The organism is Marinobacter sp. PE14 (genome assembly GCF_053566155.1).
Genome location: NZ_JBQXNY010000002.1, coordinates 127419 through 149165, shown reverse-complemented (window position 1 = coordinate 149165; position 21747 = coordinate 127419). Strand labels below are relative to the sequence as shown.

Genomic DNA, 21747 nt, shown 5'->3' with positions numbered 1-21747 from the left:
CAATGTATCGGTACAGTCTGGGTGACCGCCGGTGGCAGTTCGCATCGTTGGCGGAGTTGATGGCCAAAGCCACACCGGCGCGTTCCGGTGACCGGCTGGCGGGGGTAATCGCGCACACCGCAGAGGAAAGAGTGGTGGCCCAGATGGCTCTGGCGGATATGCCCCTGAAGACTTTCCTGAGCGAAGCGCTCATTCCGTACGAGCAGGATGAAGTGACACGGTTGATTCTGGATGATCATGATTCCGTGGCATTTGAACCTGTCTCTCACCTGACGGTCGGCGATTTCCGGAACTGGCTGCTCAGCGATCTGGCCACGCCAGAAATGCTTGTGAAAATCCGGGCCGGGATCACCCCGGAGATGACCGCGGCCGTTGCCAAGATTATGCGTAACCAGGACCTTATCCTGGTGGCAGCCAAGTGCCAGGTTCAGACCGCATTCCGCAGCACCATCGGCCTGCCGGGCCGGATGTCGACACGTCTGCAGCCCAACCACCCGACCGACGACATTACCGGCATTGCCGCCAGCGTTCTGGATGGTCTGTTGTATGGCAGTGGCGACGCGGTCATCGGGATCAATCCCGCCACGGATAACGTGGCCCAGAGTGTCCGGCTGTTGCAGCTGATGGACGAGGTGATTCGTAAATACGATATCCCCACCCAGTCCTGCGTGCTGACCCATGTGACCAATACCCTGGAAGCCATCGAACAGAGGGCGCCAGTGGATCTGGTGTTCCAGTCCATTGGCGGTACCGAGGCCACCAACCGGAGCTTCGGGTTTGATCTGGCTATCCTGGCCGAGGCCCGGGATGCGGCGCTTTCGCTGAATCGAGGCACTGTTGGGAATAACGTGATGTACTTCGAGACCGGCCAGGGCAGCGCGCTTTCCGCCGATGCCCATCATGGAATCGACCAGCAGACCTGCGAGGCCCGGGCCTACGCTGTGGCGCGCAAGTTCGACCCGCTTCTGGTGAATACCGTGGTGGGCTTTATCGGCCCGGAATATCTGTTCGACGGCAAGGAAATCACTCGGGCCGGTCTGGAAGACCATTTCTGTGGAAAATTGCTGGGCCTGCCCATGGGGTGTGACATCTGTTACACCAACCACGCGGAAGCGGACCAGAACGATATGGACAATCTGTTGACCCTGCTTGGTGTGGCCGGCTGTAATTTCATCATGGGTATACCCGGTTCAGACGACATCATGCTGAACTACCAGACCACATCGTTTCACGATGCCCTTTACCTGCGTCGGGTTCTTGATAAACGGCCGGCACCGGAATTTGAACAGTGGCTGACCCGGATGCAGATTTTCCGCGATACCGAAGGCAAGGTGCCCGCAGACGGATTGCCGGAAGCCTTCCGAAAAAGCCTGGCCAGTTTGCCCGGAGGGGTCGGATCATGACTGGCCATAAGCCATCAGTAATCGCCAACCCCTGGCGCCGGCTCTCGGCCTGGACCGATGCCCGGATTGGTCTTGGCCGGGCCGGCATCAGCCTGCCCACGCATGAGATGCTGGCGTTTCAGCTCGCTCATGCCCAGGCACGGGATGCGGTCCATCTGCCATTGGATACCCCAGCGTTGATGAAGGACCTGGCCGAACTGACCGAGCGGAGAAAAGCGTTATTGCACCATGAGCCGGTTCATCTGCAAAGCCAGGCCAGCGACCGGATAACCTACCTGCAACGCCCGGATCTCGGGCGCAGGCTCAGCCAGAAATCCTGTGAGGCGCTGGACCGTCTGGGCCACACAGGTGACTCACCCGTCGACCTGGCTCTCGTGGTAGCAGACGGCTTGTCATCCTATGGCATACAGGAGAACGCCGTGGGATTTCTCGAGGCGCTGCTGGCGAATCTTGAGGCCGATGATCAGACCTGGGAACTGGCGCCTCTGACCGTTGTCTCTCAGGGACGGGTTGCGATTGGTGACGATGTCGGTCACCGGCTTAACGCCCGATGTGTTGTGGTGCTGATTGGTGAGCGCCCCGGCCTGAGTTCTCCGGACAGCCTCGGCCTGTACCTGACCTGGGCACCGGAGCCCGGGCTGACTGACGCCAGCCGAAACTGCATATCCAACATCCGCCCGTCGGGGTTGTCGTTCGAGGAGGCGAGTCGGCGGCTCGGGTATCTGCTCAGGGAGGCTCGCCGTCAGGAGGTTTCCGGAGTACCCCTCAAGGACCGCTCGGAAGAGACGGTTATTGATCAGGGTATTGGCAACTTCCTGTTACGCTAGATGTAGCCGTTGAACCATTCAGGGTAGGAGAATTCTTTTGCAGCAAGCCGAGTACTATGAAAACGACACCACGCTCGCCCAATACCTGGAGTTCCACTTTGGCGAACGGTGGCATGGTGAAGCCAACTTCCCCAAGGCGCTGGCGGATGCCGCCATGCATGCCATGGATGGCCGGCCCCTGGATCGTGCGCTGGATATCGGCTGCGCCGTTGGCCGTACCAGCTTTGAGCTGGCCCGGCATTTCCGGCACGTGGACGGCATCGATTTTTCCAACGCGTTCGTCAACAAGTGCCAGGAAGTGGCCCAGGACAAACGCGTGCGCTATGCCCGTCCAGAAGAGGGTGAGCTGGTGACCTTCCAGGACCAGTCTCTTGCGTCGCTCGGGCTGGAAGAGGCCGCTGAGCGCGTGTCTTTTCATCAGGGCGACGCCTGCGATCTGCCATCTCAGTTCACCGGGTATGATCTGGTACTCGCAGGCAACCTGATCGACCGGTTGTACCAGCCATCGCTGTTTCTGGAGACCATTCATGAGCGGATTAACGAGCTCGGGCTTCTGGTGATTGCCTCGCCCTATACCTGGCTGGAGGAGTACACGCCGAAGGAACATTGGGTTGGTGGGTTCAAAAAGAACGGTGAAGATTTCTCGACATTCGACGGCCTCAGGGAGATGTTGGCGCCCCATTTCCGGCTGTTGTTCGAACCCTGGAGCCTGCCGTTTGTCATCAGGGAGACGAGAAACAAGTTCCAGCACAGCTTCTCAGAGCTGACCGTCTGGGAAAAAGTAAGCCAGTAAGGATGCGGCAACATGAGGACCATTGCGTTTTACAGCCTGAAAGGCGGCGTCGGAAAGACCGCCGCCGCGGTGAATATCGCCTATCTGGCCAGCCAGGCCGGCTATCCCACACTGCTCTGGGATCTTGACCCCCAGGGCGCCTCCAGCTGGTATCTGGCGGGGGCCGATGAGGTGAAAGGGCACAAGCTCTCGCACTTGCTCAAGGGCAAGACGCCCATCGCCGAATTCATTCACGAGAGCGGCTATGAAAACCTGGATTTCATCCCTTCCCACACCAGTTTCCGCAACCTGGATGTAAAGCTGGATCAGGAGGATGGCAGTAACCTGATCAAACAGTGGCTGGCGCCGCTGTCTGAAGAAACCAGCCTCGTCGTATTGGATTGCCCGCCGTCGCTGTCCCGGCTTTCCGAACAGGTGCTGAAAGCGGCCGACGAAGTGTTCGTGCCAGTGATTCCCACCTGGCTGTCCCTGAACAGCTGGAAGCAGCTGCAGGAATTTGCCAAGGACAAGAAACTGAAGCCATCGAAGCTGCACCCGTTCTACTCCATGGCAGACCGCCGGAAGGGCCTGCACCGGGAACTGATCAATGCCCAGGATGAGATTCTGCCCAAGGGTCTGAAGACCATTATCCCGAACGCCAGTGTGGTGGAGAAGATGGGTGAGGAGGGCACGCCGGTGGAACTGCTGGCGCCCGGCTCGGTGGCCGCCGACGCCTATCGCCGGTTGTGGAAGGAGATCAATCGCCTGCTCTGAGGCCCTGATCCCACGCGCTCAGGATCGGGCGAGCTTGTCCCTTCGCAGCGAACGCTCCAGTCGGCGGTGGCTCTCACTGCGTTCTGAAAGTACTTGCTGAACATACTGAATGTGCTTGCCGGCCAGCTCCCGGGCTTCCTCGGCCCTGCCTTCGGTGATGGCTTCGTAAAGCATCCGGTGCTGTTCCACCAGGCCCTGCCGGGTTTCCGCCTCTCTTCGGTACATGCCGCCGATGTTGGTAACCACATTGCTTTTCAGCATGTTGAAGAGATTTCGGATGGTGTGCAGAAGAATCACGTTATGGCTCGCTTCGGCAATCGCCAGGTGGAAGCGGGCATCGGCTGCGCCTTCTGCTTCCAGATCCCGGTCCCTGTCGCTGCCGTAGCAGGCTTGCAGCGCCTCGTAAGCGGTTTTCAGGTGGGCCCTGTCGACCTCTGTCGCTCGCAAGGCTGCGTAATAGGCGCAGTCCGCTTCCAGTGTGCGGCGAAATTCCAGCAGATCCCGTTGCGCGTCTGGCCGGTTTTCAAGCAGAGGAATCAGCGGATCGCTGAAACTTCCACCGAGGGATTCAGTGACATAGTTGCCGCCGCCCTGGCGGCTGATCAACAGGCCTTTGGCGGTCAGCCGCTGAATGGCCTCCCGCAGGGAAGGGCGGGACACCCCGAACTGCTCTGACAAGACCCGTTCCGGGGGAAGCCGCTCGCCCGGTTGCAGGGCGCCTTCCAGAATCATGGTTTCCAGCTGTTCCACGATGGTGTCCGCGAGTCTGCGAGGCGCGATCTGTCCGACGTCCATAAGAAAGAATTTCCTGTCTAAGAATTTATTGGTAATACCAATAACACAGGGCAAGCCTGAGGCCAAGCGCCGATGTATTTTCCATGTGCAGACTGAAGTCTTCCACGAAAAATTTTGACATCGACAGCCGGTCTCGAATACCTTGGTTATCAAGCAATGTCAATTGGTATTACCAATTTAAAGTTTGTCTGTTTGAGACTGTGTTGAGGCGCAATCAATGAGCCAGCTGTTTTACGATGCCGCCCCCAATGCCACCCGGGTATCGCCCGAGCGGGAGCCCGAGCGGCAGTACCCGGAGAAGCCGGAAGCGGTCACGCTGTTCGGTACCTGCGTGGTGGATCTGTTCTTTCCGGAGGCCGGGCTGGATGCCATTCGCCTGCTGGAGCGGGCAGGTGTTCGCGTGCATTTCCCGCAGGAGCAGAGCTGTTGCGGGCAACCCGCCTGGACTTCCGGATACCGGGAGGAGGCCAAGGCAGTAGCCCGTGCCCAGCTGGATATTCTCGATCGATCGGGCCTGCCGGTCGTGGTGCCGTCCGGGTCCTGTGCCGGTATGTTCCGGCATCATTACCGGTCGCTTTTTGCCGACGAGCCGGAAACGCTCAAGCGGGTGGAGGCGCTGGCCGAGCGCACCTTCGAGCTGACCGAGTTTCTGCTGAAAGTTTGCCGGGTGCAGCTGGCAGACCGTGGCGCGCCCAGCAAGATCGCCCTGCACACCTCCTGCTCGGCGCGCCGGGAAATGAACACCCACCTCCATGCTCGCGAGCTTCTGCAACAGCTTGGAGCGGTCGAGCGCGTTGATCACGATCATGAAAGCGAATGCTGCGGGTTTGGCGGCACCTTCTCGGTGCGGATGCCGGAAGTCTCAGGGGCTATGGTCAAAGACAAGACCCGCTCACTGATTGACTCCGGCGCGGTCGAAATGGTCACCGCCGACGGCGGCTGTCTGATGAACATCAACGGTTCTCTGGTGAAACAGAAAGAGAGCTTCCGGGGTCGGCATCTGGCCAGTTTCCTATGGGAGCGGATCAATGGTGCCAGTGCAGGGGAGGCGGCATGAGCCAGCGTATTCCGGTTACCGAACTGACCCCGGACTTCCGGGGCCGTGCCGAAGAAGCCCTTGCGGACGGCCAGCTGCGCAATAATTTCCGGGTGGCCATGGATTCGCTGATGACCAAGCGGGCGAACGCCTTTCCCGATGCGGATGAGCGTGAAGGGCTGCGGGAGCTGGGTAACCGGATCAAGGCCGGTGCACTCTCCCGACTGCCAGACTTACTGGAGCAGCTTGAACAGAAGCTCACTGAAAACGGTGTCAAGGTTCACTGGGCGGAGACTGTCGAGGAAGCCAACAGCCTGGTTCATGGCATCATCGAAGCCCGCAAGGGCAGCCAGGTGGTGAAAGGCAAGTCTATGGTCAGCGAAGAGATGGAGATGAACGACTACCTGGCGGAGCGGGGCGTCGAATGCCTGGAATCCGACATGGGTGAGTACATTGTCCAGCTCGACAACGAAAAACCTTCCCACATCATCATGCCGGCGATTCACAAGAACGCCCGTCAGGTGTCAAAGCTTTTCCACGACAAGCTGGGTGAGCCGGAGACCGAAGACGTTAACCAGCTGATCCAGATTGGTCGCCGGACTCTGCGCCGGAAATTCATGGAAGCAGATGTGGGTGTTTCCGGAGTGAACTTCGCCATCGCCGAAACCGGCACGTTGCTGCTGGTGGAAAACGAGGGTAACGGGCGCATGAGCACTACGGCGCCACCGGTGCACATTGCGGTAACGGGCATTGAAAAAGTGGTGCCGAACCTGAGGGACGTGGTGCCCCTGGTGTCCCTGCTGACGCGCTCGGCCCTCGGCCAGCCCATTACCACCTACGTGAACCTGATTTCCGGCCCCCGCAAGCCCGACGAGCTGGACGGTCCGGAAGAGGTGCACCTGGTGCTGCTGGATAACGGTCGCACCGGCGCTTTTGCCGATGCCCAAATGCGCCAGACCCTGAACTGCATCCGCTGCGGCGCCTGTATGAACCACTGCCCGGTGTATACACGGGTCGGTGGCCACACCTATGGCGAGGTCTATCCAGGCCCTATTGGCAAGATCATCACCCCGCACATGGCTGGATTGCACAAGGTGCCTGATCACCCCAGCGCCTCGTCCCTGTGCGGTGCCTGTGGGGACGTGTGCCCGGTGAAGATTCCGATCCCCGAGTTGCTGCAACGCTTGCGCCAAGAAAATGTGAAGGATCCGGAGCAGCCGCAGAAGGTGAAAGGTGGCGGCGCCAAATATTCCCGGACGGAGCGGTGGATCTGGCGTGGCTGGCAGATGCTCAATACCCGGCCGGCGCTGTATCGCAGTTTTCTCTGGGCCGCGACCCGCTTCCGGGCGCTGGCTCCGAAAACGGCTGGCCCCTGGACCGAGAATCACAGCGCACCTGTGCCGGCCCGCCGTTCCCTGCATGATCTGGCGGCCAGGCATCTTGATCAGAACGGAGATCGGTCCTCATGAGCGCCCGCGGTAATATTCTTGGTAAGTTGAGAGACCGCCTCGCCGGCACAACACCCCGCCCCGACGAGTTCGACGAGCAGCTGGTGACGAAGCCCTGGCGCTATGCTCCGGGAGACCGGCTAGCCCGGTTGCGCAGCCTCATGGAAGCGGTTCACACTGAAGTGCATCAGTGCCGTTCTGACAACTGGCCGGAATTGGTGGCCGAACTTCTGAACAAACGCAACCTCACCAACCTGTTGTGCGTGCCGGCGAAAGAACATGGCCGGGCGCTGCAGGCTCACTTCGAGGCCACGGCGCAGAAGGTCGAGTTACTGGCTTATGACCAGCCGGTGGAAGCCTGGAAAGAAGAGCTGTTCTGGGACGTGGAGGCCAGCCTCACTGGCACCCTGGGCGGTATCGCTGCCACCGGTACACTCGTGCTCTGGCCGGATCGCCACGAACCGCGGCTGATGAGCCTGGTGCCGCCGGTACATATTGCCCTGCTCAAGGCCAGTGAGATTCACGACAATCTGTATGACATGATGGTGGCTCAGGACTGGGCGGCCGGGCTGCCAACAAATGTTCTGCTGGTGTCTGGCCCGTCCAAGACCGCGGACATCGAACAGGTGCTGGCCTATGGCGCCCACGGCCCCCGTGAGCTCATTGTGCTGGTTCTGGAGGACGCATGACTTTTACCCCGGAAGTGTTGGCCGATATCCGGCAACGGATTCCCGAAAACCGGGTCTTTAACGATCCGGTGTCCACCCTTGCGTTCGGAACCGACGCCAGTTTCTACCGCCTGATCCCAAAGGTGGTGGTGCGGGTTCAGGATGAAGCAGAGGTTGTCGATCTGCTGGCCATCGCCCGCCGCTACAAGGTGCCGGTGACCTTCCGGACCGCCGGTACCAGCCTTTCCGGACAGGCGATCAGTGATTCGATCCTGATCGTTCTGGGCGATCAGTGGAACGGCCACGACATCCGGGAAGAAGGCCGTCAGATTCGTCTGCAACCGGGTGTGATTGGCGCCCAGGCCAATGCCTGGCTGGCACCCAAGGGCTTCAAGATCGGACCGGATCCTGCGTCCATCAACGCCTGCAAGATTGGCGGCATCGTTGCCAACAACGCCAGTGGCATGTGCTGTGGCACCGCCCAGAACAGCTACCACACGCTGGCCGGTATGCGGCTGGTGCTGGCCGATGGGGCAGTGCTGGATACCGAGGATCCGGCAAGCGTTTCGGCGTTTCGCAACAGCCACGGGGACCTCCTGGCAGCCCTGAAGAAGCTGGCCATCAATACCCGGGAGAATCCCGAGCTGGCGGAGCGTATTCGTCATAAATACCGCCTGAAAAACACCACCGGCCTGTCCCTGAACGCCCTGGTGGATTTTACCTGTCCTCTCGAGATTCTCACGCACCTGATGGTGGGTTCCGAGGGCACCCTGGGTTTTGTCAGCGCAGTGACCTACAACACCGTACCCGAGTATCCGGACAAGGCCACCGCCCTGCTGGTGTTTCGGGATGCCGAAAGCTGCTGTCGGGCGGCGTCGGTGCTGCGTTCACAACCGGTAGCGGCCGTGGAGTTGCTGGACCGTCGCAGCCTGCGCTCGGTTCAGGACAAGCCCGGCCTGCCGGACTGGATTCATGATGTCTCGGAGAATGCCTGTGCTCTGCTGGTGGAAACCCGGGCCTCATCATCGGAAATACTGGATGAACAGCTGACCCGAATCAGGCAGGCCCTCGCTGAGTTCCCACTGGAGCAGCAGGTCGATTTCACCCGCGACGCCAAAGTGTCTGATCAACTGTGGGCCATTCGTAAGGGCACGTTCCCCGCCGTGGGTGCGGTGCGACCGAACGGTACGACCGTGATCATCGAGGATGTGACCTTCCCGATTGATCAGCTATCCGAGGGGGTCACCCGCCTCCAGTCGCTGTTCGTGAAGCATGGCTATGACGACGCGATCATCTTTGGCCACGCCCTGGAGGGCAACCTGCACTTTGTGTTTCCCCAGGGCTTTGACGACCCCGCGGAAGTCGCCCGCTACGAAGCCTTCATGCAGGATGTGGCGCAACTGGTTGCCGTGGAATTCGGCGGTTCTCTGAAAGCGGAACACGGCACTGGCCGCAACATGGCGCCCTTCGTGGAACTGGAATGGGGGCATGATGCCTGGCAGTTGATGTGGCAGATAAAGCGGCTGCTGGACCCGGAGAACCTGCTCAACCCGGATGTGGTGCTCTCGGAAGATCCCCAGATCCACCTCAAGAATCTGAAGCCTCTTCCGGAGGCCGATCCGCTGGTGGACAAGTGCATCGAATGTGGCTTCTGTGAGCCGGTGTGTCCGTCTGAAGGGCTGACCCTGTCGCCTCGTCAGCGCATCGTGATCTGGCGGGACATCCAGGCTCGCCGCCGTGCCGGTGAAGACACGGCTGAACTGGAAAAGGCCTACCAGTATCACGGCCTGGATACCTGTGCCGCGACCGGTCTCTGTGCCCAGCGCTGCCCGGTCGGCATCAATACCGGCGATCTGGTGCGCAAGCTGCGCAGTGAAAAGGCCAACGGTCAGTCTGTGGCCAATCAGCTGGCACGACATTTTTCCGGCGCCCTTAAAGCGACCCGATTTGTTCTGGCCAGCGCCTCTGCGGCCGAGAGACTGCTGGGGGCGCCACTGCTGACCCGTATCAGTGGCGGCGTTCGCAAGGTGTCTGGTGGTCGGGTAGCCCAGTGGGATCCGAGTCTGCCCCAGCCGGTGCGGTTTGTTTCACCGAAAACGCCGGAACCGTCCGACGGCCGGCCCCGGGTGGTTTATCTGGCGGCCTGTGTGTCCCGGACCATGGGACCGGCTCGCGGCGATAGGGCGCAGGAGCCGTTGATCGATGTCACTCGACGGCTGCTCGAGAAGGGCGGTTACCAGGTGGTCTACCCCGAGGCACTGGACAGCCTGTGTTGTGGCCAGCCGTTTGCCTCCAAGGGCTACCCGGACCAGGCGGCGACCAAGAAAGAAGAGCTAATTTCGGCGCTGTTGCGGGCCAGCCGCAATGGCGTAGATCCGATCTATTGCGACACCAGTCCCTGCACGCTGCAGATTCGCGATGCCGCCGAAGAAGCCGGGCTCACGCTGTTTGATCCGGTCCGGTTCATTCGTGATTATCTCTACGAGCGCCTGGATTTCGAGCCGGAACAGACCCCGCTGGCGGTGCACGTCACCTGCAGCACCCAGCACCTGGGGGAGTCGCAGGGATTGATCGATATCGCCAGGCGGTGCAGCACCCAGGTGGTGGTCCCCGAGGGTATCCACTGCTGTGGCTTTGCCGGGGACAAAGGTTTCAATGTGCCGGAACTGAACGCCCATTCTCTGAAAACTCTGGCAGAGCAGACGGCCGGCTGTGAGGAAGGGATATCCACCAGCCGTACCTGCGAGATCGGGCTCAGCCGGCACAGCGGTATCGACTATCACGGCCTCGTGTATCTGGTTGACCGGGTCACGAGGCCGCGAGCAAATACCTAGCGGTTATTTCATCTCGAAGCCGCATTTGCGCAGGAAGTCGCGCATGTGCGGCCGCAGTTTCGAGGTGAACAGCGGCTTGAGCTGCTCGGACCAGGTGGTGTCCTTGTTGCCACCGGTGCGTTCCCGGTAGTACTCGTTCATGGTGCGATCGAACCCGGCGACCAGCTCCTCGTCCCGGGCATCGGAATAGTAATCTTCCCTGAGAATCGCCTCCACCGGCAGGCGGGGCTTCACCTCCGGGTTCTGGTCCGGGTAGCCCAGGCACATACCGAATACCGGATAGACATGTTCGGGAAGCCGGAGAATTTCGCTGATTTCCGCGGGGTTGTTGCGTATGCCCCCGATATAGCACAGCCCCAGCCCCTCTGATTCCGCTGCGATGGCCACGTTTTGTGCCATCAGGCTGGTGTCGATGGTGGCAACCAGAAGCTGCTCAGTCATCCCGCGCACCACTTCGGCCCCGGCCCGTCCGGCGGCATCGGTAGAGCGCCGCATGTCGGCACAGAACACCAGAAAGTCCGAGCAATCGGCGATGTAGTCCTGTCCGCCCGCGAGTTCGGCGATTTTCCGGCGGTTATCCGGATCAATCACGTGAATGATCGAATACGCCTGCACATGGTTCGAGGTGGCGGCGCACTGGCCCGCGCGGATCAGCTCCCGGAGCAGGTCCTCGGGAACTTTCTTGCCGGTAAATTTGCGTATCGAACGATGGGATTTCAGAAGTTCTATGGTTGGATTCATGGAGTCTCGCAGTGAGTGCATGGATGTCGAGTCAATCTGTGACAATTATCATACCAAACGCTACACGGCACGTGCGCAGGCCTCGGTGGGAAGCTGATACCCTGATCTATCCCGTTGTATAGCCTGGAACGCTGTGCCTTTATGGATCTGAACATGCACCTGCCAACGCTGCTGGTCACTTCGGTCATGATTAACCTCCTGATCGGCGGCATGCTCTGGGCAATCTACCATCTTCGCCACCGTGAACGTTGTTTCCTGCTCTGGGCACTGGCCTGTCTCACTTTTGTGGCGGGCACGGCGTTAGCGGTAGTTAATGAGATAACCGAAGCGCCCGGGCTTATGCAGTTTGCGGCTCATCTGGTTCTTGGCGGGTCTCCCTTGTTGCTCCTCGCAGGGATACATGCCCTTATGCAATTGCCAGTGGCTGGCACCCGAGGTTCGTCCGGTATTCTGTACGGTGCGTCTCTACTCTATCTATTCGGCCTGGTTGTGGGTACAGGGTGGGATCCGGTTGCTGCCAGATTCCTGACGGCACTGTTCTCTGCGCTGGTCTTCAGCCTGGCGATCTATCGTCTGGCTTCCATTGAACGGAAACCGCGGCTGCCTCTGCGGATTCTGCAAACGCTGTTCGGCATCCACGGTACCCTCATGATGGTCCAGGTATTGGTGATTGCGGTCTCCGTGACCGGGAGTGCGCCGCTGGATCTGCACGGGCTGCTGAAACTGATTCTGGTGAACCATCTGTTGCTGGTGAGCGCTACGGCCATGGCGCTCCCGTTGCTGGCGTTTACCCGTGCCGAAGAGTCCCTGGTCGCGCTGGCGGAGCGGGACGGGCTTACCCAGCTGTTCAATCGACGGGCGTTTTACCGGGAGGGCAATCTGGCGTTTGAAAAGGCGCGGGAAGAGGGTTCACTGATCACTGTTCTTATGATCGACCTTGATTACTTCAAGCAGATCAACGACCGCTGGGGACACGCCACCGGCGATGAAGTACTGAGAATTGTGGCGAATCTGATGAAAGCCGAGCTCCGGGATGATGACATCATTGGCCGTGTTGGCGGTGAGGAGTTTGCTGCCGTCCTTAACCACAACAACCGGGAAGCGATCAAGGCGGTAACCGGGCGTCTGTTGCAACGCATTGTTGAAGCCGGTCGGGAGGTTGACGGTGTTCCAGTCCACCTGTCTGCAAGCATTGGCGGCGCCTCTATTGCTCTGGAGCACGCGGCCTTCCAGGACGTCATGGCTTCAGCGGACAGGGCGCTTTACCAGGCCAAAGACAATGGCCGCAACCGGGCCGAATTTGTGACGACGTCAGCGGCCGCGAAAACCTGACGGCCGTTTGGCCAGAAACGCCGACACGCCCTCGGCAAAATCCTCGGTTCGGGTCATTTCAAGGAAGGCCGCGCGCTCTGCCTCCAGGTGGGCGGCCAACCGGTCACCGTTGGCACGATCGATCAGTTGGCGAAAGGCACCATAAGCCCGGGTTGGTCCCTTGGCGACTTTTTCGGTCATCCGATTGAGCTGGTTCTCAAATTCGCTTGCCGGGGCGACCTCGTTGACCATACCCCAGTCTTTTGCTTCGCCGGCATTTAGGGTGCGTCCCAGCAACATCAGCTCCGCCGCCCGACCCGCGCCCAACTTGTGGGCCAGGGCCCAGCTGCCGCCGCAATCCGGAACCGCGCCAATACCGTTGTAGGCCACCAGAAATTTCGCGTCTTCCTCGGCGATCACCAGATCGGCCATCAGCGTGAGACTGAGCCCTGCGCCGGCGGCTACGCCCCTGACCGCAGCGATAACCGGTGCGTCCATGCTGCGGAGCAACAGGATGGCGGGATTAACGGCATCCAGGATCGCGCTGATGGCTGCCCCTGCCTGCTCCGACGTTCCAGCCATGCTGGCTACGTCACCACCTGCCATGAAGGCTCGCCCCGCGCCTGTCAGAACGATACAACGAACGCCGGAAAGATCATTGATGTTCTGGACTGCCGCGAGGAAGGCTTCTGCCAGGGATACATTGATGGCGTTCAGGGCCTCAGGGCGATTGAAGGTTACTCTGGCTACCCCTGTTTCGGTATCAAATGCGGTGGTTACCAGTGTGTCTGTCATGGTGAATTGCCCTCCCGATACGGCAGGTCTGAAGATCAGAAACCTGCGTACAGATTGTTGTTGTCTGTCGGGTAACAGGATAGAGCGGTTTGCCTAATGTTGCCTGAATGGACTACTTTAAATCTGGATCGGGGCTAACCCCGACCACAAGAAAAAACAAAAATTACAATCATCTTCGGGCGTGAGATGGGTAACGGCAGGGCGTGTTCACGTGCTTGTGTACCCGGCGCCAGGGGTGCCGGGAGGTAGTGTGAGCATCCTTGAAATCAGCAACCTTTCTCTGTCGTTTGGTGGTGTGAAAGCGCTGCAGGACGTCAGTTTTCGGGTGCCTGAGAACACCGTAACCACGATTATCGGACCGAACGGCGCTGGCAAGACCTCGCTCTTCAACTGCATCTCCGGTTTTTACAAGCCCCAGCAGGGCACCATCCGGTATCAGGGGGAGGCTCTTGCGGGCAATATCAAGCCGCCGAAGCGTGCCGCACTTGGCCTGGCCCGAACCTTCCAGAATATTGCCCTGTTCCGGGGTATGACCGTCCTCGATAACATCAAGCTGGGCGCCCATGTGCACATGAAGAGCGGTCTGCTCAGTGCCCTGGCCTATTTCGGCCCGGCCCGGCGTGAGGAAATGGCCGTCCGCAAAGAGGTGGAAGAGCGGATCATCGATTTCCTGGAAATAGACCACATCCGCCGGCAGCCGGTGGCGAGCCTTTCCTACGGGCTGCAAAAACGGGTTGAACTGGCCCGCGCGCTGGCCATGCAGCCAAAAGTGTTGATGCTGGATGAGCCGGTGGCGGGTATGAATCGGGAAGAAAAGGAGGATATGGCCCGGTTTATCCTCGACATTCGGGAAGAGTGGGGCGTCACTGTGCTGATGGTGGAACACGATATGGGCATGGTGATGGATATTTCAGACCACATTGCCGTTCTGAACTTTGGTCAGGTGATCACCGAGGGATTGCCAGCGGACGTTCAGAACAACCCAGAGGTCATCAAGGCGTACCTTGGCAACAGCGATATCGAGAGCCTGCGCAAGAAACTCAATGCCGAGGGGGAGGCCGCCTGATGGATTGGTTGTTCTTCGGCGAAATCAGCCTGGCGGGCCTTGCCATGGGCGGGCTTTACGCCCTCATCGCTCTGGGCTTTGTGATCATCTACAAGGCGACCAGAGTGATCAATTTCGCCATTGGCGAAATCATGATGTTCGCGGCTTACCTGTTTCTGGCGTTTGCGGGTGGCATGGAAATGTCGCCCTGGATTGCTCTCCCTCTGGCTGTTATCGGCGGCAGTATTCTCGGTGGCGTGATTGAGAAGACCATGATCCGGCCAATGCTGGGCGAGTCGCCGATTTCAGTGGTGATGGTAACCATAGGGATTGCGAGCATCCTGGTGGGGCTGGTGGAGTTCATCTGGACGGCTGATCCGCAGCTGTTGCCGAATTTCCTGCCTCGTGAGCCGGTGTTTATTGGCGAGCTCTATTTGGCTCCCAAAATTGCCTACGGCTTTCTTATCGGGTCGGCCCTTCTGATTGTCTACCTGCTCTACTTCCGGTTCTCCCGGGGCGGCGTTGCCCTCAGGGCAACCGCCTCGGATCAGGCGGCGGCTTACTCCATGGGTATCAATGTGCGCCGGGTCTTCAACATGGCGTGGGTGTTTGGTTCCCTTGCCGCATCATTGGCCGGTGTTCTCGTTGCAGCTACCGGCGGGCTGAGCCCGCAATTCGGAATCATCGGCCTCAGTGTGCTGGTGGTCGTGATCGTTGGCGGTCTGGATAGCATTCTCGGAGCGCTGGTAGCCGGGGTGTTTATCGGCTGGCTGGAAACCGTCGCGGGCGCCTATCTGGGCGGCGAATACCGGATGCCGGCAACCTTCCTGGTGCTGGCGATCATCCTGGTAATCCGCCCCTACGGCCTGTTCGGCACCCACGAAATAGAGCGAGTTTAAGATGCGCATCGGTGACGCAAAACAGAGTTACGAGGCCGATGAGGCAATCTGGACCAGCCAGACCCAGAAGCTGTGGCTGGGATTTTTCCTGCTGATCTTGCTGGTATTCCCTTTTGTGGTGGACTCCTACCTTCTTTATCTGGGGTGCCTGGTCGGCATCGCGGTGATCAGTACTACCGGCCTCAATATCCTGACCGGTTTCACCGGGCTTATTTCGCTGGGGCAGGCCGGGTTTATGGGGGTCGGTGCCTATACAGTCGCGTGGCTGTCGATAAATACGGCACTGCCATTCCCGGTGACACTGGTGCTGGCCGGTCTTATGGCCGCCGCCGTCGGGATACTGGTGGGGCTACCCTCGCTTCGGGTTAAAGGTTTGTACCTGGCCATTGCTACCCTGGCGGCGAGCGTGTTCCTGCATTTTATCTTCGCCGAGTGGGAGTCGGTTACGGGTGGTATGGGCGGTCTGAGTCTGGAACCCGCTCACCTGTTCGGGCTGACCTTTCAAAGCGACTTCATGATGTATTTCATCATTGTGCCGCTGGCGGTGTTGATGGTGATGGGTGCCAGAAACGTATTCAGGACAAGAATCGGTCGGGCCTTTATCGCCATCCGTGATCGGGATATTTCCGCGGAGATTCTGGGAATCAACCTGCTGCGCTATAAGCTGATGTCCTTTGCGCTCAGTTCTTTCTATGCCGGGGTCGCCGGCGGTCTCTTTGCCTATTTCTATCGGGTGGTGACGCCGGAAAGCTTCCCGCTCTCCATGTCCATTTTCTACCTCGCGGCGGTGATCGTAGGCGGCATGGGTAATCTGCTGGGTGGCATTCTCGGTGCCGCCTTCATGACCCTGGTGCCGGAAGCCCTGAAGCTGCTGACTGCTGCGCTGACCCCGTTCTATCCCAATGCACCGGTGTTTATGTCACCGATGTTGGAAATCATTTTTGGCGCCCTGATTGTGGGCTTCCTGATTTTTGAACCCCATGGCCTGGCCGAGATCTGGCACCGGATCCGCCGTTTTTTCCGCTTGTGGCCATTCCGGAATTAATCGTGTTTCAACGGGCCTGGTATGAAGAGCCCATGCAGCACCAACAACAAGAAGCAGCAAGGAGAAGAAACATGTTCAGAAACATCCTCAAGAAAGGTCGCCGGCTTGCCGGGCTGGGTAGCCTGGTTGCTGCGCTGACAGTTGCAGCGCCGGCCATGGCTCAGGATAAAGAGCCTATCGTTTTTGGCGGCTCTATTCCGCTTTCCGGTGTCTTTGCTTTCGCCGGTATTCACATCCACGCCGGTCTGACCGACTACACGAGCTGGATCAACAGCCAGGGGGGCATCAATGGCCATCCGGTGGAATATGTCATGGAAGACACCGCCTATGAGGTAGACCGATCGGTGGCGGCGTTCAAAAAGATTTCCGGCAGCAGTTCCCCGGCTACCTATTACGGCGACAGCACCGGTTTCATGAAGGCCATTGCCTCGGAGCTCAACAGCCAGGGCAATACCCTGATGAGCGGGGCTTCTTTCGCGACCGCGCTGACCGATAACGAGCAATACCCCTATCAGTTCATACCGGGCCCGAACTATAGCCAGATGTTCGGGATCATCCTCGAGTACATCGCTTCCCAGGGTGAGGACGGCGATATGCCGAACGTGGCATTTGTCTACAGCGATACCGAATTTGGCAAGGACCCGATCGAGAATGGCAAGGCTCGCGCCGCCGAACTGGGCATCGAAGTGGTGGAAGAGATTGTCACCAAGCCGGGTAGCGTAGACGTGTCTGCCGAGGTGCTGAAGCTGCGTCGGGTGCGTCCGGACTATGTGGTGTTCCACGGCTACGTGCTGTCCCCGATCAACGAGTTCATGGTGCAAATGCGCCAGATGGGCCTGGATACCCAATTCATGGGTACCTTCTGGTCTTCGGACAAGCTGATTATCGACAAGATGGGTGCAGATGCTGATGGTTACATGGGCGTGATGCCCTATAACTACTACGACAGTGAGGAAAGCGGGCCGATGCTGGACGCCCTCCGTGCCCAGGCAGAAAAGAGTGACCCGGAAGCCGGCTATCGCCCCACCGGTTACATGCAGGCCTGGTTCAATGCCATGGTCTGGACCGAGGTGGTCAAACGCACCCTGGATGCCGGTAAGGAGCTGACCGGGGACAACATGGCAGAGGCCCTGGCCTCCATTGAGGACTGGGACACCGGCGGTATCATCGGGATTCCCGTTACCGTGCGGGACATGTCCTTCCCGGTAGGCCGTATCTGGCGGGTGAACGCGGACGAAGGCCGCTATGAGCCGGTGTCGGACTGGATCCACCTCGACTGAGGGGCTGTATGGAAGCCTTACTGGAAATCGATAATATCGAGGTGGTCTACAACAAGTCAGTGCAGGTCCTCCGGGGCCTGTCACTGCGGGTGCCGAAGGGTGCCATTGTGGCGCTCCTCGGCTCCAACGGCGCAGGCAAATCTACCACGCTGAAAAGTGTCTCCGGGCTGCTGACCCTGGAAGATGGAGAAGTCACTGCCGGCGAAGTGCGCTTCAGGGGTAAGGATGTAAAAGGCGTTCCGCCGGAGCGGCTTGTGCGCGACGGACTCTTTCATGTTATGGAAGGCCGACGAGTGTTCGAAGACCTTACGGTGGAGGAGAACCTGATTGCCGCCACCTACGCGCTCAGTGGCAGCAAGCCGTCCCTGAGTGACAGCTACGAGCTGGTTTATAACTATTTCCCGAGACTGAAGGAGCGCCGTAAGCAGCTGGCCGGTTATCTGTCCGGCGGTGAGCAGCAAATGCTGGCCCTGGGGCGGGCGCTGATTGCCCAGCCGGACCTGATCATGCTGGATGAACCGTCACTTGGCCTGGCACCACTGCTGGTGGAGGAGATCTTTACCATTGTGGCCAGGATCAACCGGGAGCAGGGCACCGCCATTCTTCTGGTGGAGCAGAATGCGGCGGTGTCGCTGGCGATCGCCTCCTACGGCTACATCATGGAGAACGGAAAGATCGTGATTGACGGCCCGGCAGACAAACTCACGGCCAACGAGGACGTTCAGGAGTTCTATCTGGGTGTGGGCGGCAAGGAAGGTGAAGCCCGCAGTTATCGAGACATCAAGCACTACAAACGCCGTAAACGGTGGCTGTCATGACAACGCCTTCCATACCTGACCTCACTCTCACACAGATGCTCCGGGCCCACGCACTCGAGCGACCGGACGCCCTGGCGCTGCGCCAGAAGGACTTCGGAATCTGGCAGGCCTATTCCTGGCAGGATTATTACCGTAGGGCCCGGCACTTCGGGCTTGGGCTTCGTGCCATGGGGCTCGAACCGGGTGGCCACGTGGCCATTATCTCGGAAAACCGGGTGGAATGGGTCATCGCCCAGATGGGCATCGGCCTGGTGCAGGGCATCTGTGTCGGGGTCTATCCCACCAGTCCCTGGAACGAGGTGGCCTATGTCCTGGAGCACAGCGACGCGGCATTTGTGATCTGTGAAGACCAGGAACAGACCGACAAGGTGCTGGAAGCCTGGCCAGATTTGCCCAAATTGAAGCACTGCATTGCCATTGATATGAAGGGCCTGCGCTATTACCCGGAACCGCCGGCGGCATTCGAGGATATCGAGGCCAGGGGCCGGGAATTCGAAACGCAGCATCCCGGCCTGGTGGATGAATTGCTGGACAGCCAGCAAATGGATGACACCGCCCTGATGATCTATACCTCCGGGTCCACCGGCCGACCGAAGGGGGCAATGATCAGTTGGCACAACCTGCACGCCGCGGCTCCGGGGCTGATTGAGCTGTTGCAGGCGGACGAACAGGGCTCCAGCCTCTCCTACCTGCCGCTTTGCCACGTGGCAGAACAGGCTTTTACCAACATTGCACCGGTCTATGTCGGTAGCACGGTCAGCTTTGGCGAAAGCCTGAGGACTATCCAGGAGGATCTGCGCGAGATAGCGCCGACCTTTTTCCTGGGCGTGCCGAGGATCTGGGAGAAACTGCACTCGTCCATCTACATCAAGATTCAGGAGACCGGACGGTTGCGGCAGGGGTTGTTCAACTGGGCGATCCGGGTGTGTTCGCCCATGGCCACTAAGCCCCGCTCAGACTGGAACCTCAAGGAAAAATGCCTATACGGCATCAGCTACTGGCTCGTGTTGCGCGCGTTGCAGAATTTTATCGGCCTGCGCCGATGCAGCATTGCGCTCACCGGGGCAGCCCCGATATCCACCGGCATACTGGAGTTCTTCCGGACCATCGGCATTCCCCTGGTAGAGGTTTATGGCCAGACGGAGAGCACCGGCGTTGCCACGGCGCAACCGGTTGATGACGTACGCCTGGGAACAGTGGGTGTGGCTGTGTCCGGGGTTGAGGTAACGCTTGGAGAACACAACGAGATCATCATGCGCGGTGGCAGTATGTTCAAGGGGTATTACAAGAACGACGAGGCCACGACTTCAACTCTGAAAGACGGTTGGCTGCACACCGGCGACGTGGGTGAATGGCGGGATGGCCAGCTCAAGATTGTCGACCGACTGAAAGACATCATGATCACCGCCGGGGGCAAGAATCTTTCACCGACGGAGATCGAAAACACCATCAAGGCCAGTCCCTATATCAAGGAATGCATTGTGATCGGTGAGTCCAGAAAGTACGTGTCTGCGCTGATCCAGATCGATTTCGACACGGTGGCCAAGTGGGCAGAGCAGGAGCGCATTGCCTACACCACCTTCCGGAGCCTGACCGAGCAGGAACGGGTGAACGAACTGATCCAGGCGGAAGTGAACCGGGGCAACAACCAGTTACCTCAAGTGGCACAGATCAAACGGTTCCACCTGCTTGCCAAGGAGTTGGACCACGACGACGACGAAGTAACGGCGACCATGAAAGTCCGCCGGAGCAATATCTACGAAAAATACACCGACGTGATCGAATCGCTTTACGCCTGACAGTGAGGCGCCTAGAAACGAGCGCCTTCTTCCACCCGAATTCGTTCCATGTACTGGGTCAGGGCGGCGTTAATGAGTGCCAGAACCAGGAACAGCAGGATACCCTTGGGCACCAGGGCGTGAATTTCCGGGTTGGGCGCGGTGCTGGCGGTTACCAGGATCAGTCCAAGGATATTGCGAGCCAGGCGCATGGTGAGCATCGCGCACAGATACCCGGACTGGAGAGCCGACTCTGCACCCTTGAGCAGGCGGCCGAAGGCCGGCATCAGGTGCACGGTGTTAAACAACAGGACCGAAAAAATAACTAATTGAAGAACACTGTAAATGGTCATGACCAGAGACTACCCAACGACAACAGTACTGGTTGAAAAACGGTCGAAATTATCCCTGATTGGACAGATTTAATCCAGTTCAGGCCGGTACTGGCTAATAACTGCTGTTCAGAAGGTCGTGGTAGTCACTCCGAAATCTCTGGAAACTCAGATAGTTATTCCGGTGGTCTACCAAACTTGCCGAATTGAATGCTTCCACAAAGGCCCGGGACTCTCCGGTGCTGATCTCACCATAAAATCCGCCGTCCCAGTCCAACACCTGCACCATTTCCAGCAATACCGTCATCGCAAGGGCGCCATTGGCCTTTTCCAGGTAGCGGTAGGCCAGCCCGTAATGCTCGAATCGGTAAGGAGTGTTTGCAGCGTCATCGGGAGTGACGTCCCGGAGAGGATCGTAGTCATAGTGCCGATAGACCTCGGCAACGGGTTCTCCTGCCACAACAACGGCCTGTCCCTCTGCAAACCAGTAAGGCAGCAGACTGTAACCGGCGTCATACCGTGACAGGTTTTCCTGGACGAAATGGGCCAGTTCGTGGGCGACGATCTGTCCCGTCTCATAGGGCCACTGGCCAAAATAAGGGTTGAACGCCACAGCGGCCATTGAGGCAGACGCAAACTCGCTGTGCGGCACCTCGGGGCTGAGGCAGCCGATCACCTGGCGGGGATAAGGAGCGGCGGCGCTGCGGTCCTCGACAAATTCGGACCAGCGCAACTGGAACCGGGAGAGCACGCCGTCGATTCGACGTTCAAGCTCTGAAGCCGCGGCCCGGAACGAGGTCTCACTGTAGGCCGGCGAGCCATAGACCCGAACCCGGCCGCTGTGGGTTTCGAAATACAGAGGTTCATTTCGGCATGCTTCGGTATAGCGGGTTAATGACCAGGCGCCGGAAGGGTAGTGCCGGCCGGTATCCCGTGCATCGTAGAAAAGGCCGGAGACGAAGCCACCAGAATCCGGGTAATGGTGACTGTCAGAGGTAGTGACCTTGCACCCGGTCAGTGCGAGCAAGAGAACACTGAGTATCAGCATGGCTTTGCTGGTTGCCATAAACGACTCCCGAATCGATCCTGTTGTTCAGGATCATCGCAGGGTTTTCAGGAAGGCTCCGTCAATGGGGTGTAAAAATC

Annotated in this window: 20 protein-coding genes; 15 read left to right on the top strand and 5 right to left on the bottom strand. The window is 59.1% G+C overall.

The window, feature by feature from the left end:
• Positions 1 to 2: 2 nt before the first annotated feature.
• Genes ACWJ62_RS06595 through ACWJ62_RS06580 form a run of 4 tightly spaced genes read left to right on the top strand, consistent with a single transcriptional unit; the run spans position 3 to position 3776 of the window.
• On the top strand, positions 3 to 1403 hold the full coding sequence (locus ACWJ62_RS06595; protein WP_449285461.1) for an ethanolamine ammonia-lyase subunit EutB: 1401 nt from the start codon (positions 3 to 5) through the stop codon (positions 1401 to 1403).
• Positions 1400 to 2230, top strand: a complete 831-nt coding sequence (gene eutC / locus ACWJ62_RS06590) for an ethanolamine ammonia-lyase subunit EutC (protein WP_449285460.1) — start codon at positions 1400 to 1402, stop codon at positions 2228 to 2230. Before ACWJ62_RS06595 ends, eutC begins: the two co-directional genes overlap by 4 nt.
• 37 nt (positions 2231 to 2267) lie before the next feature.
• A complete protein-coding gene (locus tag ACWJ62_RS06585; protein ID WP_449285459.1) occupies positions 2268 to 3023 on the top strand; it encodes a putative 4-mercaptohistidine N1-methyltransferase in 756 nt (251 codons plus the stop codon).
• 12 nt (positions 3024 to 3035) lie between these two features.
• On the top strand, positions 3036 to 3776 hold the full coding sequence (locus ACWJ62_RS06580) for a ParA family protein (protein ID WP_449285458.1): 741 nt from the start codon (positions 3036 to 3038) through the stop codon (positions 3774 to 3776).
• 18 nt (positions 3777 to 3794) lie between these two features.
• Here ACWJ62_RS06580 and ACWJ62_RS06575 read toward each other — a convergent pair whose 3' ends face one another.
• The gene (locus ACWJ62_RS06575; protein WP_449285457.1) at positions 3795 to 4571 is read right to left on the bottom strand and encodes an FCD domain-containing protein; all 777 of its coding nucleotides are present in this window, start codon (positions 4569 to 4571) and stop codon (positions 3795 to 3797) included.
• Between the two features lie 217 nt (positions 4572 to 4788).
• Between ACWJ62_RS06575 and ACWJ62_RS06570 the strand changes: the two genes are divergently transcribed.
• From ACWJ62_RS06570 to ACWJ62_RS06555, 4 genes are read left to right on the top strand one after another with little or no spacing between them, the layout of a single operon-like run.
• Entirely contained in the window at positions 4789 to 5628 is an 840-nt protein-coding gene (locus tag ACWJ62_RS06570; protein ID WP_449285456.1) for a (Fe-S)-binding protein, read from the top strand.
• Entirely contained in the window at positions 5625 to 7076 is a 1452-nt protein-coding gene (locus ACWJ62_RS06565; protein WP_449285455.1) for a LutB/LldF family L-lactate oxidation iron-sulfur protein, read from the top strand. Before ACWJ62_RS06570 ends, ACWJ62_RS06565 begins: the two co-directional genes overlap by 4 nt.
• Complete coding sequence (locus ACWJ62_RS06560; protein ID WP_449285454.1) at positions 7073 to 7744, top strand: LutC/YkgG family protein; 672 nt, start codon at positions 7073 to 7075, stop codon at positions 7742 to 7744. Before ACWJ62_RS06565 ends, ACWJ62_RS06560 begins: the two co-directional genes overlap by 4 nt.
• On the top strand, positions 7741 to 10557 hold the full coding sequence (locus ACWJ62_RS06555; RefSeq protein ID WP_449285453.1) for an FAD-binding and (Fe-S)-binding domain-containing protein: 2817 nt from the start codon (positions 7741 to 7743) through the stop codon (positions 10555 to 10557). The genes ACWJ62_RS06560 and ACWJ62_RS06555 overlap by 4 nt, the downstream gene beginning before the upstream one ends.
• A gap of 3 nt (positions 10558 to 10560) precedes the next feature.
• Here ACWJ62_RS06555 and nfsA read toward each other — a convergent pair whose 3' ends face one another.
• Complete coding sequence (nfsA, locus tag ACWJ62_RS06550; protein WP_449285452.1) at positions 10561 to 11298, bottom strand: oxygen-insensitive NADPH nitroreductase; 738 nt, start codon at positions 11296 to 11298, stop codon at positions 10561 to 10563.
• Between the two features lie 141 nt (positions 11299 to 11439).
• On the opposite strand from nfsA, the gene ACWJ62_RS06545 reads away from it, so the two are divergent.
• A complete protein-coding gene (locus tag ACWJ62_RS06545; protein WP_449285451.1) occupies positions 11440 to 12630 on the top strand; it encodes a diguanylate cyclase in 1191 nt (396 codons plus the stop codon).
• Here ACWJ62_RS06545 and ACWJ62_RS06540 read toward each other — a convergent pair.
• Positions 12610 to 13404, bottom strand: a complete 795-nt coding sequence (locus ACWJ62_RS06540) for an enoyl-CoA hydratase/isomerase family protein (RefSeq protein ID WP_449285450.1) — start codon at positions 13402 to 13404, stop codon at positions 12610 to 12612. The genes ACWJ62_RS06545 and ACWJ62_RS06540 overlap by 21 nt on opposite strands.
• A 250-nt stretch (positions 13405 to 13654) precedes the next feature.
• Between ACWJ62_RS06540 and ACWJ62_RS06535 the strand changes: the two genes are divergently transcribed.
• From ACWJ62_RS06535 to ACWJ62_RS06510, 6 genes are all read left to right on the top strand, one after another.
• Positions 13655 to 14470 (top strand): ABC transporter ATP-binding protein, encoded by an 816-nt coding sequence (locus ACWJ62_RS06535; protein ID WP_449285449.1) that lies wholly within the window; start codon positions 13655 to 13657, stop codon positions 14468 to 14470.
• Positions 14470 to 15348: a branched-chain amino acid ABC transporter permease gene (locus ACWJ62_RS06530; protein ID WP_014579204.1), complete on the top strand. Its 879-nt coding sequence runs from the start codon at positions 14470 to 14472 to the stop codon at positions 15346 to 15348. Before ACWJ62_RS06535 ends, ACWJ62_RS06530 begins: the two co-directional genes overlap by 1 nt.
• 1 nt (position 15349) lies before the next feature.
• Entirely contained in the window at positions 15350 to 16393 is a 1044-nt protein-coding gene (locus tag ACWJ62_RS06525; protein WP_449285448.1) for a branched-chain amino acid ABC transporter permease, read from the top strand.
• 71 nt (positions 16394 to 16464) lie between these two features.
• Positions 16465 to 17673, top strand: a complete 1209-nt coding sequence (locus ACWJ62_RS06520; RefSeq protein ID WP_449285447.1) for an ABC transporter substrate-binding protein — start codon at positions 16465 to 16467, stop codon at positions 17671 to 17673.
• A gap of 8 nt (positions 17674 to 17681) precedes the next feature.
• Positions 17682 to 18491, top strand: a complete 810-nt coding sequence (locus ACWJ62_RS06515; RefSeq protein ID WP_014579207.1) for an ABC transporter ATP-binding protein — start codon at positions 17682 to 17684, stop codon at positions 18489 to 18491.
• A complete protein-coding gene (locus ACWJ62_RS06510) occupies positions 18488 to 20290 on the top strand; it encodes an AMP-dependent synthetase/ligase (RefSeq protein WP_449285446.1) in 1803 nt (600 codons plus the stop codon). The genes ACWJ62_RS06515 and ACWJ62_RS06510 overlap by 4 nt, the downstream gene beginning before the upstream one ends.
• A gap of 11 nt (positions 20291 to 20301) precedes the next feature.
• Here the strand turns inward: ACWJ62_RS06510 and ACWJ62_RS06505 are convergent, their stop codons facing one another.
• Together ACWJ62_RS06505 and ACWJ62_RS06500 are read right to left on the bottom strand one after the other, a co-directional pair.
• Entirely contained in the window at positions 20302 to 20622 is a 321-nt protein-coding gene (locus ACWJ62_RS06505) for a hypothetical protein (protein ID WP_449285445.1), read from the bottom strand.
• Between the two features lie 94 nt (positions 20623 to 20716).
• Positions 20717 to 21667 carry a hypothetical protein gene (locus ACWJ62_RS06500; protein ID WP_449285444.1) on the bottom strand — a complete coding sequence of 317 codons (951 nt, stop codon included), beginning with the start codon at positions 21665 to 21667 and terminating at the stop codon, positions 20717 to 20719.
• Between the last annotated feature and the right edge of the window lie 80 nt (positions 21668 to 21747).